The sequence below is a fragment of the Caulobacter sp. UNC279MFTsu5.1 genome, assembly GCF_900114015.1.
Lineage (GTDB): Bacteria > Pseudomonadota > Alphaproteobacteria > Caulobacterales > Caulobacteraceae > Caulobacter.
In genome coordinates, this window is record NZ_FORN01000026.1 from 20331 (window position 1) to 37450 (window position 17120).

Annotated in this window: 15 protein-coding genes and 1 tRNA gene; 10 read left to right on the plus strand and 6 right to left on the minus strand. The window is 69.7% G+C overall.

The genetic code is table 11. The features are described 5' to 3' along the window. Positions 1–42 precede the first annotated feature (42 nt). From BM066_RS15260 to BM066_RS26485, 3 genes are all read right to left on the minus strand, one after another. Positions 43–474: a DUF2948 family protein gene (locus BM066_RS15260; protein WP_089929324.1), complete on the minus strand. Its 432-nt coding sequence runs from the start codon at positions 472–474 to the stop codon at positions 43–45. Beyond that, positions 467–1762 carry a UDP-N-acetylglucosamine 1-carboxyvinyltransferase gene (murA, locus tag BM066_RS15265; protein WP_089929326.1) on the minus strand — a complete coding sequence of 432 codons (1296 nt, stop codon included), beginning with the start codon at positions 1760–1762 and terminating at the stop codon, positions 467–469. Before murA ends, BM066_RS15260 begins: the two co-directional genes overlap by 8 nt. Before the next feature lie 131 nt (positions 1763–1893). After that, positions 1894–2049, minus strand: coding sequence for a hypothetical protein (locus tag BM066_RS26485; RefSeq protein ID WP_177218468.1), 156 nt, complete (start codon positions 2047–2049; stop codon positions 1894–1896). Between the two features lie 90 nt (positions 2050–2139). Here BM066_RS26485 and BM066_RS15270 point away from each other — a divergent pair. Next, positions 2140–2214 (plus strand) — tRNA-Thr (locus BM066_RS15270). A gap of 117 nt (positions 2215–2331) precedes the next feature. Here BM066_RS15270 and BM066_RS15275 read toward each other — a convergent pair. From BM066_RS15275 to BM066_RS15285, 3 genes are read right to left on the minus strand one after another with little or no spacing between them, the layout of a single operon-like run. Next, positions 2332–2928, minus strand: a complete 597-nt coding sequence (locus BM066_RS15275) for a glutathione S-transferase N-terminal domain-containing protein (protein WP_089929328.1) — start codon at positions 2926–2928, stop codon at positions 2332–2334. A gap of 31 nt (positions 2929–2959) precedes the next feature. After that, positions 2960–3493, minus strand: a complete 534-nt coding sequence (locus BM066_RS15280) for a GNAT family N-acetyltransferase (protein WP_089929330.1) — start codon at positions 3491–3493, stop codon at positions 2960–2962. Between the two features lies 1 nt (position 3494). Next, positions 3495–4103, minus strand: coding sequence for a methyltransferase (locus BM066_RS15285; RefSeq protein WP_255367604.1), 609 nt, complete (start codon positions 4101–4103; stop codon positions 3495–3497). Positions 4104–4241: 138 nt separating this feature from the next. Between BM066_RS15285 and BM066_RS15290 the strand changes: the two genes are divergently transcribed. From BM066_RS15290 to BM066_RS15325, 9 genes are all read left to right on the plus strand, one after another. Beyond that, complete coding sequence (locus tag BM066_RS15290) at positions 4242–5147, plus strand: LysR substrate-binding domain-containing protein (protein ID WP_089929332.1); 906 nt, start codon at positions 4242–4244, stop codon at positions 5145–5147. A gap of 255 nt (positions 5148–5402) precedes the next feature. Then, a complete protein-coding gene (locus BM066_RS15295; RefSeq protein WP_089929335.1) occupies positions 5403–8249 on the plus strand; it encodes a TonB-dependent receptor in 2847 nt (948 codons plus the stop codon). Next, complete coding sequence (locus BM066_RS15300) at positions 8237–8830, plus strand: RNA polymerase sigma factor (RefSeq protein ID WP_089929337.1); 594 nt, start codon at positions 8237–8239, stop codon at positions 8828–8830. Before BM066_RS15295 ends, BM066_RS15300 begins: the two co-directional genes overlap by 13 nt. Next, positions 8820–9818, plus strand: a complete 999-nt coding sequence (locus BM066_RS15305; RefSeq protein WP_089929339.1) for a FecR family protein — start codon at positions 8820–8822, stop codon at positions 9816–9818. Before BM066_RS15300 ends, BM066_RS15305 begins: the two co-directional genes overlap by 11 nt. A gap of 128 nt (positions 9819–9946) precedes the next feature. After that, on the plus strand, positions 9947–12595 hold the full coding sequence (locus BM066_RS15310) for a TonB-dependent receptor (RefSeq protein ID WP_089929341.1): 2649 nt from the start codon (positions 9947–9949) through the stop codon (positions 12593–12595). A gap of 95 nt (positions 12596–12690) precedes the next feature. Then, a complete protein-coding gene (locus BM066_RS15315) occupies positions 12691–13734 on the plus strand; it encodes a phosphatidylinositol-specific phospholipase C domain-containing protein (protein ID WP_089929343.1) in 1044 nt (347 codons plus the stop codon). Between the two features lie 80 nt (positions 13735–13814). Next, positions 13815–13898 (plus strand): hypothetical protein, encoded by an 84-nt coding sequence (locus BM066_RS27365; RefSeq protein ID WP_177218471.1) that lies wholly within the window; start codon positions 13815–13817, stop codon positions 13896–13898. Between the two features lie 96 nt (positions 13899–13994). Further along, positions 13995–15092: a 3-deoxy-7-phosphoheptulonate synthase gene (locus tag BM066_RS15320; RefSeq protein ID WP_089929345.1), complete on the plus strand. Its 1098-nt coding sequence runs from the start codon at positions 13995–13997 to the stop codon at positions 15090–15092. Between the two features lie 298 nt (positions 15093–15390). After that, positions 15391–17079 carry a GH39 family glycosyl hydrolase gene (locus tag BM066_RS15325; RefSeq protein WP_089929347.1) on the plus strand — a complete coding sequence of 563 codons (1689 nt, stop codon included), beginning with the start codon at positions 15391–15393 and terminating at the stop codon, positions 17077–17079. Positions 17080–17120 lie beyond the last annotated feature (41 nt).

Genomic DNA, 17120 nt, shown 5'->3' on the forward strand with positions numbered 1-17120 from the left:
TAGCGCGGAGCCGCCCCAAAAGAGCCTGGTTGTCGTCTCGCCCTACTCGGCGTGCCCCGGCCGGCGCGGCGTCGACCAGGCGCCCGAGACGTCGGCCAGGATCACGTCCAGGCAGTCGACGCTGACCTTCAGGTCGCCGCCGCCGGCGAAGGTCAGCAGCACCGTCCCGCCCGGGGCCTCGCCCGGCTCGAAGGCCACCGACAGCAGCTCGACCACCGCGCCCTTGGCGTCGCGGCGCAGCTTGCGGGCCTGGACGCCGGCGACGTCGCCCAGCTGCAGGGCCGACCGCACCCGCTCGCCCTTCCTGCCGCCCGACTCCCAGCGAAAGCGATTGCAGGCCAAGGTCAGAGTCCGCGCCGAGGCGTCCCAGCGGATGTCGCCGATCTTGGCCACGGCGTCCTGCAGGGCGGCCGAGATCACCGCCAGGTCGTCGGCGTCCTGGGCCAGCAGTTTCAGAGGAGCGGCGTCAGCCATCTAGGTCGCCCTCGCTGTCGCCCTTGATCCGGCGCACCTGGGCCCCGCAGGCGCCCAGCTTCTCTTCCAGCCGCTCGAAGCCGCGGTCCAGGTGGTAGATGCGGCTGACCGTGGTCTCGCCGCGCGCGACCAGGCCGGCGATCACCAGGCTGACCGAGGCGCGCAGGTCGGTGGCCATGACCTCGGCGCCTTCCAGCCGCTCGACGCCGCGCACGCGGGCCTCGCCGCCCGACACCGAGATGTCGGCGCCCAGGCGCATCAGCTCGGGGGCGTGCATGAAGCGGTTCTCGAAGATCGTCTCACGGATGTGGCTTTCGCCCTTGGCCGTGGTCATCAGGGCCATGAACTGGGCCTGCAGGTCGGTGGCGAACCCCGGATAGGGCTGGGTCTCGACGTTCACGGCCTCCAGGCGGTGGCCGTTGCGCTTGATGATCACGCCGTCTTCGGTGCGGATGACGCCGCAGCCGGCCTCCTCCAGCTTGACCAGCAGGCTGTCGATCAGCTCGGGCCGGGCGCGGGTCAGCTGGACCTCGCCGCCGGCCATGGCGGCGGCCACGGCGTAGGTGCCCATCTCGATGCGGTCGGGGATCACCGAGTGGGTCGCGCCGTGCAGCTTGGCGACGCCGGTGATGGTGATGGTCGGGGTCCCCGCCCCCTGCACGCTGGCGCCCATGGCGTTCAGGCAGATCTGCAGGTCCAGCAGCTCGGGCTCGCAGGCGGCGTTGTGGATCACCGTGACGCCGTCGGCCAGCACGGCGGCCAGCATGGCGTGCTCGGTGGCGCCCACCGAGACGAACGGAAAGGCGATCTCCGCCCCCTTCAGGCCGCGCGGGGCCTGGGCGTAGACATAGCCTTCGTGCAGGTCGATCTTGGCGCCCAGGGCTTCCAAGGCCTGCAGGTGAAGGTCCACGGGCCGCGCGCCGATGGTGCAGCCGCCGGGCAAGGACACCTTGGCCTGGCCGGTGCGGGCGATCAGCGGGCCGAGCACGTTGAACGAGGCCCGCATCTGGCGGACCAGGTCATAGGGCGCGAAGCCGCTGGTGATCTCCGGTGCGTGCAGCACCGTCTCCGAACCGTCCGGCCCCTCGCGCTCGTCGACCTGCGCCCCCAGGCGCGCCAGCAGCTTGCCCAGGAACCGGGTGTCGGCCAGGCGCGGCATGTTGGTCAGGCGCAGCGGCTGATCGGTCAGCAGGCTGGCCGCCATCAGCTTGATGGCCGAATTCTTGGCGCCGCTCACCGGGATGATCCCGTTCAGCTGCGCGCCGCCGGTGATGGCGATACGATCCAATGAAAATCCCTCGTCGCGCGGCCTGTCGGGAGATGTCGCCGCGCGGTCACATGTGAAAGAGCGGTTCTACTGGTTGCAAGAGCCCGCGCAAGGGCCTGCACCGATTCCTCAAGGTTCCTCCGCGGTCGACCTCAATCCGACGGGGTCTCGTCGTCCGAACGGGGCGATTCCGGCTTGTCCGCCGCGACAGGCGCGGCCTTCCTGCGGCGAAGATTGGTGCGCAGCGCCTGGGCCAGCCGCGCTTCGCGCGCGGCTTTCTCGTTGTGGGGCTTGGGGTTCTGGCTCATATGTCCACAGGTGAAATCGCTGCGACGATCGGTCAAGACGATTTTGTCTTTGCCAACGGCGTTTGGTTCGCTATACGCCCCCTCCTCTTCGCCGCCGTAGCTCAGTGGTAGAGCGCATCCTTGGTAAGGCTGAGGTCGGCAGTTCAATCCTGCCCGGCGGCACCATCGGGACCCAAGGCCTTTCAAGGCCTTGGGTCCCGACCAGTTCATAGACATCATCAGCGAAGAGGCTCCGGCAAGCGGGTGCGCGCACCGGGATCGTGGGTCGGCGGCCTCACAGCTTCACGGGCCCGGCGGCGGCTCGGCGGCCTCTCGGCTCAAGGCCGCCCGCACGGCGGGACGCGCTTCGATGCGGGCGACATAGTTCTCGAACGGCGCGCCCAGCGGAAAGTCCAGTTGAAGCGCACCGCGCGCCATAACGAATAGATAGGCGTCCGCCACGCCGAACGCATCGCCGAGAAGATAGCCGCGCTCGACGCGCGGCGCGACGAGGTCGAACCGCTCGACGATATCGCGGGCGACCGTCTCTGCCGCCTCCTCCGAAAGCGAAAAATAGATCGGGAACCGCTTGTGGATCTCACTGGCGATGAAGGCGAGCATCTCCAGCAACCGATAGCGGCCCAGCTCTCCCGGCGGCGCGAGATCCGGCGCACGGTCGGCGACCCAGGCCAGGATCGCGACGTTCTCGGTCAGGACCTGACCATCGTCGAGCATCAACGCCGGCACCTGGCCCTTCGGATTGACGTCGCGATAGTCACCACCGTCGGCAAGCCGTTTCGACTCGGGATCCACCTTGGCGATCTCGAACGAAACCCCGGCCTCCAGCAGCGCGATGTGGTCGGCGAGGCTGCTGAAGCCCGGCGCGAAGAACAGTTTCATCGGATCGATCTCCGTTTTGATGGCCGGGCGCTCAACCCTCGAGACGCGCCCGCCAGATGCGATCGTCATCGATGCGGTCACCGAGTTGGAAGGTGCAGCGGCCGACCTCCTCGAAGCCGTGGCGCGTGTAGAAGCGCTTGGCGCGTTCGTTGTGGTCGAACACGGTGAGATAGATCTCGGGCGCGCCTTGCGCCCGCGCGGTCGCCAGGCCCCAGCGCATCAGGCGCGCCGCGACGCCGGCTCCATGCCAGTCCGGCAGGACGTAGATCTGCTGCAGCTCCATCGCCCCGGCCCGTGCGTCGGCGACAGGGGCCCGCAGCGGCGTGAGCTTGGCGTAGCCGATCGGATCGCCCTGGAGGGTCGCCACCCGCCAATGCACGCTCGGATCGGCGAAGTCGCGCGACATGGTTCCTCCGGACCGATAGACGCCGTCGCAGAAGCGCTCGAAATCCCCCGATTCGTAGAGGCTCCCGAAGGTCTCGGTGAAGATCCGCCGGGCGACCGGCAGGAGGCGCTCGAGCAGGGCTTGGTCGGGCGCGGTGAGCGTCACGGATCGATCGCTCACGTCAGGCCATCCTGCGCGTCAGGAAGGTGTTCCAGGTCACGTCGTCGGATCCGAGGCTGACGTCGTCCCAGAGTGTGATCAGGCCGGCCGCCTTCAGCCGGGCGGCGAAGTCGTTCCGGCGCCAGTAGACCTCGTGATAGTCGCCGCCCGTCTCGTGATCGCCTTCGCGCATGGACACCAGAAAGGCGCCGCGCGGCCTCAGGGCCCCCGCGATCTTCGCCAGCACCCGGTCGATGTGATCCCGGGGGATATGGAACAGCACATATTGGGCGACGACGGCGTCGTAGGGACCGCCGAGCGGATCGGTGATGACGTCGAGGCGGTCGCCCGGCTTTCCCCGCGCCGCCTGCAAGTCGAGGAAGCGTTGCGTGGCGTCGGTGCGCCGGACCTTGACGCCCAGGGTCTCGAGAAAGTCCGCGTCGTATCCCGGTCCCGAGCCGATCTCCAAGACATGTCCTCCCAGGCCCGCGATCGAGGCGACCTGTCGAAGCGCGGCCTGTTCCTTGTCGTCCGGGTTCCGCCGAATCTGCACGTAGCGATCCGCGTAGCCTTCGTAGGATTCGATGGTTCGCCGGTTCTCGGCGAGAGAGTCATGAACCGCATTGATCACGGGCCTTTCCCTTCCATTTCGATCGGATCTCGCCGGAAGGTCGCGCTTTCATTCGATCCAGCGGGAGGATGGTGCCTCGAAGCCCGCTCGGCTACCAATCGAACCTGCGCCGCCATGCATAAGGAGATTTGATCCGTCATGAGCTGGGACCTGCCGCCGCTCACGGCGCTTCGCGTCTTCGAAGCCGTCGCCCGCCTGGGCAGCTTCACCAAGGCGGCCGAAGAACTGAGCATGACCCAGTCGGCCGCGAGCTACCAGATCAAGATGCTTGAGGCGCGCGCGGGCGCGCCGCTTTTTGTCAGGGGCGCAAGGCGGATCGATCTGACGGAAACCGGGGAAAGCCTTGCGCCGCAGGCGACGCGGACGTTCTCGGCCCTCGCGGACGCCTGGGCCGCCGCCAAGGGGCGGACCGGCGGCGTGCTCGCGGTCACCAGCGTCGACACCTTCGCGGCGAACTGGCTGTCCGTGCGGCTCGGAAACTTCCAGCTGATGCATCCGGACCTGGCGGTGAAGGTCGACGCTTCCGCCCGATTGGTCGATTTCACGCGCGAGAACATGGACGTGGGAATCCGGACCGGGGCCGGCGACTGGCCGGGCCTCAAGGCGCATTATCTGTTCCGGGCGGACTACACGCCGATCCTCAGCCCAAGGCTCGCCGAGAGCGTCGGGGGCATCCGCGAGCCCGAGGATCTCTACAAGGTCGCGTTGCTTTGCGCCGACTACCATTGGTGGCCGTCCTGGTTCGCGGCGGCTGGACTTCGGTTCGATCCCGGCCGGGTCGTCGTCGGCGCGAGACTGGACACCGAGATCTACGACGCGATGGCGGCGATGACGGATCAGGGCGCGGCGATCCTCACGCGCAATCTCTACAGCGACTTCCTGGCCAAGGGTCAGCTCGTGCAGCCGTTCGACATCACCGCATCCGACGGGGACGGGTACTGGCTGGTCTATCTGGAGAGTCGCCGCAACACGCCACGGATCAAGGCGTTCAGGGACTGGTTGCTGGACCAGACCGCGGGGATCCGGGAGCAGGAACGCCGGTGATCTGACTCACAACCGGCAAACGCTCTTCTCGCCATCGGCCGCCGTGGCCACACTCAGACGTCTCTACACCACCGTAATATGACGACGCCAAGCTGGCCGCCGCCCCTCCCGAGGTTATGGGCGTGGATCGACACGGCGGACCTGGACGAGAACCGCCCGCCCCCCGCCAGCCCCTGGCCTGTCGTCAATCCGTCACCCAAGACGACTAGTGACGGTGCGGTTCGTCGCGTCGTCGGGACCTGAGATCCTCGCAGCATGCCCCGCAGCCTCGAGTGTCGCGCTATGCTGCTGGCGATCGTCACGGCGGCCTCGGTCTCGACCGTCAGCCAGGCCCGAGACCGGTCTGAGCTGGGTTCCGCCCTCACGCGGCTGGCCGTCGAGCGCGACATTCAGATCCTGTTCCAGCCGAATCTCGTCGAAGGCCTGGCCGCCGGCCCGGTCCGGCGCGGGGCCAGCCTGGACCAGGCCCTGGCCGCGATCGTCGGACGCCAGGGTCTCAAGATCCGCAAGGTCCGCGCGGGCGTCTACGCCGTGGAGCCGGAGGTCCGGGCCGCCGCCCCTCCACCTCCGTCCCCCGAGCCGGACGGTCCCAGCGCCGTCGATCCGGTGGTCGTCGCCGCCGTCTACGCCGCCAGCCTCGACCGCGCTGTCACGCTCAAGCGGCAGGCGGCCTACGGCCTGGACGCGGTCAGCGCCGAGGACATCGCCCGCCTGCCCGCCGCCAACGCCGCCGAGGCCCTGCAGCTGGCGCCGGGCGTCAGCCTGGAACGGCATCGCGGCGTGGGCCTCTATGTCAGCGTCCGGGGCCTGGGCCCGCAGTTCCAGAACGTGCTGCTGAACGGCCGCTCGATCGCCATCAACGACCTGGTGGAGAACGGCGGGTTTCGCGGCCGGCAGTTCCGTTTTGAGGTGCTGCCGGCCGACGTCGTCGACCGCATCGAGGTGGTCAAGACCACCACCGCCGACATGGACGAGGGGGCGCTGGGCGGCAATATCGACGTACGGACCTTCAAGCCGCTGGAGCGCGGCCCGCGCGCGGTGCTGTCGGTCCGGGCCTCGCAGGGCCAGGCCGGCAAGCCGGACCCGGCGGTGTCGGGCGTCTGGAGCTGGGTGGACCCCAGCGGACGGCTGGGCCTGCTGGCGGCGGGCATGGCCGAGCGCCGGCGAATCCGCAACGACCGCCTCTACCAGACCGGCTGGAACCTGGACCGCTTCACCGACGTCCTGCCCGCCGGGCTGTACACGCCGACCCGCACCCGCCCGACGATCGAGCTGGAGGACCGCCGCCTGATGTCGGGCGACTTCGCCCTGCAATGGCGGCCCTCGCCCGACTGGCGGACCGATATCGACCTGCTGGTGACACGGCTGGACGCCCACTACGACGAGTTCGGCCTCGACATCTATCCGGACGACACCACCTTCGCCCGCCCCGCCTTCGTGGCGGGCAGCCAGAAGGTGGTCGGCCACACCGTCCAGGCCGGCGTGATCGACGACGTGCGCTGGATGGCGTCGCGCGAGACCAGCCTCAATCGCCACGACCTGGCCGCCTTCGGTTTCCGGCAGGGCTGGACGCCGGGCCCGTGGACGCTCGACGTCGACTACGCCTATTCGCGCGCGCGCAGCTATCACCCCGACGGCCGGGGCACGGTGCGGGCGCGCGCCGCCTTCTTCGCCCCCTTGGCCTATGACTTCAGCGGCGGCCTTCACGCCGTCCCGACGCTGAAGACCACGGTCGACTACACCGACCCCGCCCAGTTCGCCGGCCAGGCCTTCGACTATACCTGGAAGGACTCGCGCGACACCGACGAGGCGCTCAAGGCCGACGCGGCCCGGTCCCTGGGCGCGGGCAAGCTCAGCTTCGGCGTCGAGGGCCACCGGCGGGTGCGCGACTATCGCCGGCGCGACTGGATCCTCAACACCGTGGTCGGCCTCCCCTTGGCCAGCCTCGGCGGCGGCTATTATGGCGAGACGCCGGTCTCGGACTATCTGGCCGGCACGCCCGGCGACCTGCCCCGCCGCTGGGTCGCGCCCAACGCCCGGGCGTTCTACGAGCGCCTGTTCACCAACCAGATCGCGGCCCAGCCGCCGTCGATCTCAGACCTGCGCAACTCGTTCGTGGTCGAGGAAAAGATCCTCTCGGCCTATGTCCGAGCCGACTTCGCCGGCCGCGGGTTCGGCTTGCCGGTGGATGGCGACGTCGGGGTCCGCTACGCCGGCACGCGGCAGGTGTCGACCGGCGTGCTGTCCAGCGGCAGCGAGCCGATCCCGGCCGAGTGGCGCAAGGCCTATGGGAACTGGCTGCCCAGCGCCAACCTGCGCATCGCCCTGACGCCGGACCTGCTGCTGCGGCTGGCCGCCTCGCGGGTGGTCAGCCGTCCCAACGTCGTCGACAACGCCCCGCGCATCACCCTGGCCCGCGACACGCCGACGGCCAATGGCGGCAATCCCAACCTCGACCCGTTCCTGGCCACCCAGCTGGACGCCTCGCTGGAATGGTACTTCCCGTCGGGCGGCGCCCTGACCGGCGCGGTGTTCGACCGGCGGCTCGACAACTATATCACGGCCCAGAACACCTTCATCCAGGTTCCCGGGCGGGGCGAAATCCTGCTGTCGACCAATGTCAACGGCGGCGACGCCCGCATCCAGGGCGTGGAGCTGGCCTACAGCCGCACCTTCAGGACCTTGCCCGCGCCGCTGGACGGCCTGGGCGTGCAGGGCTCGCTGACCCTGGTGCGCAGCCAGGCCAACTACTTCGCCGGCGACCGGGTGATCCGCAACGCCCTGCTGGGCCTGTCACGCACCAACTACGGCCTGCTGGCCTTCTACGAGCGCGGTCGGACCTCGGTGCGGCTCGGCTACAACTGGCGCAGCGCTTACCTGATCACGATCGGCAGCTCGATCACCGCCCCGGCCACCACGGCGGCCTTCGGGTCGCTGGACGGCGCGGCGTCTTGGCGGATCGACCGGCGGGCGACGATCACCTTCGAAGGCGTGAACCTGACCGACGCGCATCGCTTCGTCCAGGGCGAGAGCCGCGACCAGCCGATGGAGATTCATCATTGGGGCCGCTACCTGTCCACGAGGCTGCGATGGGCGTTCTGACCTTCCCGAGCCGGGCCTCGGCCGAAGGGGATTCGCCCGTTCGGACGAGCGACGCCGCCGAGCCGCAGCCCGCGCTGGACGCGCCGCGCTTCGACGCTCTGGTCGCGCGCTATCGCCGGCCGCTGCTCAGCTTCTTCCAGCGGCGTTCGGTCGGCGCCGAGGACGCCGAGGACCTGACCCAGGAGGTGTTCATGCGCCTGTCCCGCCGGTTCTCGCGCCTGCACTGGGGCAATCCCGACGGCTTGGTGTTCACGGTGGCGGCCAACGCCCTGGTCGACCACGAGCGCCACGAACGCTCCCGCCGGCGCGACCGCCACGTCGAGGTCGATCCCGGCCTGCCGGACGAGGGCCCCTCGGCCGAAGCCGCCCTGGCCGGGCGGGAGCGGCTGCGCGGCCTGGTCGCGGCCCTGGACACCCTGAGCCCCAGCGTCCGAGCGGCCTTCGTGCTCTGCCGCTTCGAGAACCTGACCCAGGCCGAGACCGCCGCGCGGCTGGGCCTGTCGGTCAGCGCCGTCGAGAAACACATGATGACCGCCCTGGCGCGGCTGCGCCTGGCGATCGGAACCGAACATGACGCCTAAGACCCCGACCGAACCCGCCGGGCTCGACCCGCGCCGGATCCTGGCCGCCGGCCTCTCGCGCCCCCTGTCGGACGCCGAACAGGCCGCGCTCGACGCCTGGGCCGAAGGTTCGGCGCAAGCGCGCGAGGAGATCGCCGAGACCCGCGAGGCCTGGCTGGCCGCCGGCCTGGCGGCGGAGGATCCGGCCGTGCGCGCCCTGCGTCGCTCGGTCCGGCTGGAGACCGGCCTGGACCGTCCCGCCGTCCGCCGGCCCCGGCGTCCCAATCGCCGCTGGTTGGTCGGGGGACTGGCCCTGGCGGCCGCGAGCGTCGTCGCCGGCGCGGTGCTGGTCGACCGTCCCCGAACCGAGAGCTATGTCGCCCCGCCTCACGCCGCGGCGCGCCTGACCCTGGCCGACGGCAGCCGCGTCACCCTCAGCCCGGGCGGCCGGCTGACCGCCCGGCTTTCCCGACGCGCGCGAACCCTGGCCCTGACCGACGGCGACGCCTTCTTCGACGTCAGCCACGATCCGCGACGCCCGTTCACCGTGGCGGTTTCGGAGCGCACCCTGACGGTGCTGGGCACCCGCTTCAACGTCGCCGGCGGGCGGCGCCTGACCGTGTCGCTGGTCCAGGGCTCGCTGCGCGTGACCCAGGCCGGCGCGCCCGACGTACTGCTGCGGCCAGGCGAACGCTATCTGTCGGCCGGGCGCGGCGGCCGCGCCGAAAGCGGCGACGTGGCCGGCGACGCGTCCTGGACCAGCGGACGCCTGGTCTTCGCCGACGTCGGCCTGGCCGAGGCCGCCGAGCGGCTGTCGCGGGCGGCCGGCCGCAAGGTGATCCTTGACGATCCGTCCCTGGCCAGGCTGCGGCTGTCGGGCTCGGTGCGTATCGAGCGCCTGGACGACGTCCGCGCCGCCCTGGAGGCCGTGCTGCCGGTGACGACCCGGACAACCCCGGACGGAAGCCTGGTGATCTCCCCGGCCGGACGCTCGTCCCTACACGGATGAAAGCCCAATGTTTTCAACAACCCGTCGCAAATAATTCACCGACCGCGGACTGAGGATGAGCATCGGCGTTTTCGTTCTTCCCCCTCGACCCGCGCCTCCCCGCGGGCCTCAACCGATCGGGGGATAAGATGATCCGCTCCAAGAACCCGTCGGCGCGCTGCGCCGGCGCCGTCGCCATTCTCGCCTTCGCCGCCCTGGCCGCCGGCCGCACCCTGGCCGCCGAACCCACCGCCTCGCCCGCGCCGGCCGACGCCGTCGACGAGATCGTCGTCACGTCCTACGGCAAGAGCCTGCAGGCCGCCGCCGCCCTGAAGCGCTCGGCCGCCTACGGCCTGGACGCGGTCAACGCCGAGGACATCGGCAAATTTCCGACCCGCAACGCCGCCGAGGCCCTGCAGCTGGTAACCGGCGTGACCATCGACCGCCAGCGCGGCGCGGGCCTCTATGTCAGCGTCCGGGGCCTGGGTCCGCAGTTCCAGTATGTCGAGCTGAACGGCCGCTCGATCGCGGTCAACGAGCTGATCGAGAACGGCGGCGCCAAGGGCCGCCAGTTCCGCTTCGAGGTGCTGCCGTCCGAGCTGATCTCGCAGATCGAGGTAGTCAAGACCCCGACCGCCGACATGGACGAAGGCGCCCTGGGCGGCAACATCAACATCAAGACCTTCAAGCCGCTGGACGTGGGCCACAAGGCCGCCTTCTCGATCCGCGAGACCTATGGCGACGTGCGCAAGAAGGCCGATCCCTCGGCCTCGGCCCTGCTGTCCTGGACCAACGCCGACAACACGCTGGGCCTGCTGGCCTCGGGCCTCTACGACGAGCGCCACGTGCGCAACGACCGCCTGTACCAGGTCGGCTGGAACCTCGATAAGTTCAAGTCGGTGCTGGGGACGGGCCTCTACACCCCCTCGCGCACCCGCCCGACCATCGAGACCGAGCACCGCAAACTCTATTCGGGCGCGGTGACCGGCCAGTGGCGCCCGAACGGCGACTTCCAGACCGACCTGGACGTTCTAGTGACCCGCCTGGACGTCGACTACGACGAGTTCGGCCTCGACATCTATCCGGACGACTCCACCTTCCGGACACCGGTCTTCGTGGCCGGCAGCCAGAAGCTCATCGGTGACACGGTGGTCGGCGGCACGATCAACAACGTGCGCTGGATGGCCTCGCGCGAAACCAGCCTCAACCGCCACGACCTGACCGCCGTCGGCCTCAAGCAGGCCTGGACGCCGGGCGCCTGGAGCTTCAACGCCGAATACGCCTTCTCGCGGGCCCGCAGCTACCATCCGGACGGCCAAGCCACCAAGCGCAACCGCCTGGCCTTCTTCGGACCGCTGACCTACGACTTCTCGCGCGGCTACACGTCGATCCCGCAGCTGACCACCACGGTCGACTACGCCAATCCGGCCAATTTCGTCGGCCAGGCTTTCGACTACACCTGGAAGGACTCGCGCGACACCGACGAGACGATCCGCCTGGACGGCGGCCGCACCTTCGACGGCTGGCTGACCAAGATTGCGGCCGGCGTCGAACGGCACAATCTGAAGCGCGACTATCGCCGTCGCGACTGGGTGCTGAACAACGACCTCAACGTGCCGGTCAGCACGCTGGGCGCGTCCTTCTACGAGCCCCTGCCCTACAAGAACTTCCTGTCCGACTTCGACGGCAATACCCCGCGCAACTGGGTCACGCCGACCACCACCGCCTTCTACAACAGCCTGTTCACCCCGGCCGTCGCCGCCCAGCCGATCTCGGCCGCCGACGCCCGCAACTCGTTCGTCGTCGAACAGAACATCACCAGCGGCTATGTGCGCGGCGACTTCAGCTTCGACGCCCTCGTGCCGATCAGCGGCAATATCGGCGTCCGCTACGCCCGCACCGAACAGGTGGCAAGCGGCACCCTGACCAGCACCGACAAAGACAACAATCCCGTGCTGACGCCGGTGTCCTATCCGCAGGACTACGGCAACTGGTTGCCCAGCCTGAACGTCAAGGCCGAGCTTAGCGACACCCTGATCGCCCGCTTCGCCGCCTCGCGGGTCATCAACCGGCCCAATGTCACCGACAGCGCGCCGCGCATCAGCGTCTCGCGCGACTCCCCCAACGCCTCGGGCGGCAACCCGGCCCTGAAGCCGTTCCTGGCCGACCAGCTGGACGCCTCGCTGGAATGGTATCCAGCCCCGACCACCGCCCTGACCGGCGCGGTGTTCTGGAAGAAGATGGACGACTACATCACCCAGCAGAACACCACGATCCAGGTCCCCGGCCGCGGCGACATCCTGCTATCGACCAGCGTCAACGGCGGCGACGCCAAGCTGACCGGCGTCGAACTGGCCTACAACCAGAGCCTGGCCTTCCTGCCCGGCCCGTTCGACGGCCTGGGCGTCCAGGCCTCGGTGACCGTGGTGGACAGCAAGGCCAGCTACTTCGCCGGCAACCGCGCGATCAAGGACGACCTGATCGGCCTGTCCAAGACCAGCTACAATCTGGTCGGCTACTACGAGAAGGGCCCGCTGGCCGCCCGCCTGGGCTGGTTCTGGCGCTCGCGCTACCTGTCGGGCACGGGCAGCACCACCACCGCCGAGTCCTATATCGACGCCTACGGCTCGCTGGACGGCTCGATCTCGTACGACCTGACGCCGAACTACGCCCTGACGCTGGAAGGCTCGAACCTCACGGACGAAATCCGCTACGTCTACGGCAAAACCAAGGACCAGCCGATGGAGATCTATCACTGGGGCCGCACGGTCTCGCTGACCCTGCGCGGCAAGTTCTAACCCGCTCCCCTGATGGGCGGCCGCTCCCCTCGGCCGCCTCGAACTCCGGCTGGGCGCGCCCGCGCCCAGCCGCCTTTTTATTCGCGAGATCCACCATGCGCCTGTCTGTCGCCCTGCTGTCCTCGATCGCCCTGCTGGCGCCGCTCGCCGTCCACGCCGCCGACGCGCCGAGGCTGAACGCCCTGCGCGTGCTGGGCTCGCACAATAGCTATCGTCCCGAGCTGGACCCCGCCGCCCTGGCGCATCAGCGGCAGGTGATGGGCGAGCGCTCGGCGGGCGTGGAATACGGCCATCCGCCGATCAAGGCGCAACTGGACCTGGGCCTGCGCCAGCTGGAATTCGATCCCTATGCCGACAGCGCCGGCGGCCTCTACGCCGCGCCTTACGCCGGCGATCCGGCCAAGCTGGCGATCATGAACCGCCCCGGCGCCAAGGTGCTGCACGCCCCCGTCGTCGACGCCCGCACCCTGTGCCTGACCCTGGCCGACTGCTTCGGCCAGGTCGCGGCCTGGTCGCGCGCCCATCCCGACCACGACCCGATCGTGATCTTCGTCAACACCAAGGAAGACCCGTTCGACACCCCGGCCATCCCCAACCCGCCGCTCTACACCGAGGCGGACCTGGCCGGGATCGACGCCGACGCGATCAAGGCGTTCGGCCGCGCCGGCATCGTCGCGCCCGACGACGTGCGCGGCGACGCCGCCACCCTGCGCCAGGCGGCGACCGGCGGTGGCTGGCCGAGCCTGGCCGCGTCGCGCGGCAAGGTGCTGCTGGTGCTCGACTCCAACCCGCGCGTCGCCCAGCTGTACCGCCAGGGCCATCCCTCGCTGAAGGGGCGGATGATGTTCGGCCTCTACGACGCCGCCGAGCCCGAAGCGGCCGTGTTCAACATCCAGGATCCCAAGGCCGAGGAGGCGCGGATCAAGGATCTGGTCGCCCAGGGTTTCCTGGTCCGCACCCGCAGCGACGCCGACACCCGCGATGCCCGCCTGCACGACCTGACCCGCCTGCAGGCCGCGCTGCGCTCGGGCGCGCAGATCATCAGCACCGACTACTATCCCGGCGCGCCCGACCCGCTCGGATTGCACTTCGTGGTGACAGCGCCCTGGCTCAAGGCGGCCGGCGACAAGGGCCGGTAAGACCGTGCGACGGCGGCGCGTTCGGCGACCAGGGCCGATACGGGGTGACAGGCGGCGAACTTGGCTCTAGGATCGCGTCCATGATCCTCGCCGCCAGCCACCAGCTGTTTTGGTACTTTAGCTATCCGACGCCTCTGGCGCCGGGAGGGGATCGTTCGGCCTGAACTCAGCGCCGCGAACGTCTTCACCAGCCGCCAGGGGTTCCCCGGGCGGCTTTTTTCATGGCCGCCGGACGCCTCAAGATTTCCCGGAGTTACGCCATGCCTTCCTCGACCGCCGCCTCTCTCGCCTCGATCCCCGTCTCCACCGACGACCTGCGCATCTCGCGCCTGCAGACCCTCAGCCCGCCGGCCCAGGTGATCGGCGAGGCGCCGGCCACCTCGTCGATCGCCGAGGTCGTCGGCGACGCCCGCCAGGCGGTGCACCAGATCCTGCATGGCCGCGATGACCGGCTGGTGGTGGTGATCGGGCCCTGCTCGATCCACGACCCCAGGGCCGCCCTCGACTACGCCCGCCGCCTGGCCGTCGAGCGCGAGCGTCACGCCGGCGAGCTGGAAGTGGTGATGCGGGTCTATTTCGAGAAACCGCGCACCACGGTCGGCTGGAAGGGGCTGATCAACGACCCCGACCTGGACGGCGGCTTCCGGATCAACGAGGGCCTGCGGCTGGCGCGGCGGGTGCTGCTGGACGTCAGCGCCCAGGGCCTGCCGGCCGCCTGCGAGTTCCTGGACGTCACCACCCCGCAATACATCGCCGACCTGGTGGCCTGGGGCGCGATCGGGGCTCGCACCACCGAAAGCCAGATCCACCGCGAGATGGCTTCGGGCCTTTCGTGCCCGGTCGGCTTCAAGAACGGCACCAACGGCGACGTCAAGGTGGCGGTCGACGCGGTGCTGGCCGCCGCCCAGCCGCACCATTTCCTGGCCGTGACCAAGGAGGGCCGCGCCGCCATCGCCACCACCACCGGCAACCCCGACAGCCACGTCGTGCTGCGCGGCGGCAAGACGCCCAACTACGACGCCGCCAGCGTCGCGGCCGTGGCCGAAGCCCTGACCAAGGCCGGCCTGCCGCCGCGCATCATGGTCGACGCCAGCCACGCCAACAGCGGCAAGAACCACGAGAACCAGCCCGCCGTCGTCGCCGACCTCTGCGCCCAGGTGGCAACCGGCCGCGCGCCGATCATGGGCGTGATGATCGAGAGCAACCTGGTCGCCGGCCGCCAGGACATCATCCCGGGCCGGCCCCTGACCTACGGCCAGTCGGTCACCGACGCCTGCATCGACTGGGACACGTCCGTGCGCCTGCTCGACGACTTGGCGGCGGCGGTGCGGGCCGGACGCCAGGCGGTGAAGTCCTAGGGTCTGGACTCAATTGCCCCACGGTTGTCATCCCGGCCGAAGCGAAGCGTAGAGCCGGGATCCAGGGGCCACCGCAATGCGCCGGCCCCTGGATCCCGGACAGCCTCTGCGAGGCTTCCGGGATAACAACGATTGAGTATTGCCCCTCAGGCGGATCGACGTCCGAGGCCGTGCGTGGTCCTCGTCCCCGGAGCCGACCGCCCTTATTGTCCGACCAGTACGCTGGCCCGCTCCACGATCCGTGCTACCCATGGCCCAACGGCGCGCGGCAGGTCGCCGGTCCAACGGGGATGAAGTCATGCGGAACCGTGTCGGCGCCGGCCTGTTCGTCGCCCTGCTGCTGGCGGGATCCTCGGCCTTCGCCCAGGCGCCCGCCGACATCCCGGTGTCCATCACCGTCGACGCCGCCAAGCCCGTCGGGGAATTGCGGCCGATCTGGCGGTTCTTCGGAGCGGACGAGCCGAACTACGCGACCATGAAGGACGGCCGCAAGCTGCTGGGCCACCTGGGCGCGCTCAGGTCCAAGGCCGTCTATTTCCGCACTCACAACCTGCTGAACACCGGCGACGGGACCCCCGCCCTGAAGTGGGGCAGCACCAATGTCTATGCCGAGGACGCCAGCGGACGTCCGGTCTACGATTGGACGATCCTGGACCGCTTGTTCGACACCTACCTGGCCAATGGGGTCCGGCCCTATGTCCAGATCGGCTTCATGCCCCAGGCGCTGTCGACCCGGCCCGAGCCCTATCAGCACGCCTGGCGGCCGGGCTTCGACTACAACCTGATCAGCGGCGGCTGGGGCTATCCGCCTAAGGACTACGACAAGTGGTCGGAGCTGGCCTACCAGTGGACGCGCCACTGCGTCGAACGCTACGGCCGGGCCGAGGTCGAGACCTGGTATTTCGAGGTCTGGAACGAACCGAACGGTCCCGCCTACTGGAAGGGCACGCCACAGGAATTCCACAAGCTGCACGACTACGCCATCGCCGGCGTGCGACGGGCCCTGCCCACGGCCCGGGTCGGCGGACCCGACGTGGCCGGCAGCGGCGGCCAGTTCATGGAGGACTTCCTCACCCACGTGACCGAGGGGACCAACTACGCCACCGGCCAGAAGGGCACGCCGACCGACTTCCTGGCCTTCCACGCCAAGGGCGCGCCGCGCTTCGTCGACGGCCACGTCCAGATGGGGATCGCCGCCCAGCTGGCCGGCATCGACAAGGGCTTCTCGATGATCGCCGCGCGGCCGGCCCTGAAGGACAAGCCCATCGTGATCGGCGAGTCCGACCCGGAAGGCTGCGCCGCCTGCCAGGGCCCCAGCTTCGGCTATCGCAACGGCACGGTCTATTCCAGCTACACCGCCGCCAGCTTCGCCCGCGCGCACGACCTGGCGGCGCGGCGCGGCGTCACCCTGGACGGCGCCCTGACCTGGGCGTTCGAGTTCGAGGACCAGCCCTATTTCGCCGGCTTCCGCCAGCTGTCGAGCAACGGCCTGGACCTGGCGGTGCTCAACGTGTTCCGGATGTTCAGCCTGATGGGCCCCGAGCGGCTCGAGGCGGTCAGCTCGGGTCAGATCCCGCTGGACGAGATCGTCGCCCAGGGGGTGCGCGGCCGTCCAGATGTCGGGACCCTGGCCAGCCTGGGCCCCGACCGGCTGGCGATCCTGGTGTGGAACTATCACGACGACGATGTGCCCGGCCCGGCCGCCGACGTCAGCCTGGTCCTCAAGAACCTGCCCCGCGCCTTCACCGGCGGCAGGCTGGTCCACTACCGGGTCGACGAGACGCACGGCAACGTCTACGGGGCCTGGCGGCGGATGGGCTCGCCCATGGCGCCGACCAAGGCCCAGTACGACGCCCTGGAGCAGGCCAGCAGCCTGGCGGTGATCGACAGCCCGCCGCCGGTTCGCGGCAAGAACGGCCTGACCCTGACCTTCCAGCTGCCGCGCCAGGGCGTGTCCCTGCTGGTGCTGGAGCGGGCCAGGCCGTAGCGGCGTGGAGACGACCGGCCGCGGCGGCCGGTCGCATTCGG